This window comes from Clostridioides sp. ZZV15-6598 (genome assembly GCF_020657705.1).
GTDB classification, from domain to species: domain Bacteria; phylum Bacillota; class Clostridia; order Peptostreptococcales; family Peptostreptococcaceae; genus Clostridioides; species Clostridioides difficile_F.
Genome location: NZ_JAGWCS010000314.1, coordinates 1 through 528, shown reverse-complemented (window position 1 = coordinate 528; position 528 = coordinate 1). Strand labels below are relative to the sequence as shown.

Below are 528 nucleotides of genomic sequence, written 5' to 3'. Positions count from 1 at the left end.
GGTAAAGTACTTCTAGTTTAACAGTTCTTTTTCTATCTATATTTCCATACATCGATTCTAATTTATTAAAATATTTTTCACTACAAAAACTAGTTTTAGGTTTAATTAAATGTATAATTGTAGTTCCTATTATAATTCCTATTCCAATAAGTATAAGATTGATATTCCCAAAATTCATAGTAGATATCTCCTTTACAGAATAATTTTTATGTACTTTGTTTATATTCTTTTGTGAATAGAAATGGAACATAAAAAATTAAAATAAGTATTGATATTTCTACTATATCAGAATAAGTAATAGTTGAACCATAGGTAATATTAGAAGACGATATAAGAAAAGATGTATTATTTAAAGCGTGGATTATAGCACAAAACCATACATTTTTAGTCTTCATGTATACATATCCTAAAAATATTGAAATTCCAAATATGTATATCGAGCGAGATATTAAACCTAATACTGGTGTTTTAGGTGTATATAATGTAAATATTAGAGGTAAATGCCATAAACTCCAACACATACTTAGT

General features: G+C 24.2%; 1 protein-coding gene. It reads right to left on the bottom strand.

Annotated features, from left to right (window positions below; translation table 11 throughout):
* Positions 1 to 206 precede the first annotated feature (206 nt).
* Positions 207 to 528 (bottom strand): CPBP family intramembrane glutamic endopeptidase (locus tag KGF50_RS21805; RefSeq protein ID WP_227849987.1); only part of this gene is annotated, 322 nt, incomplete at its 5' end.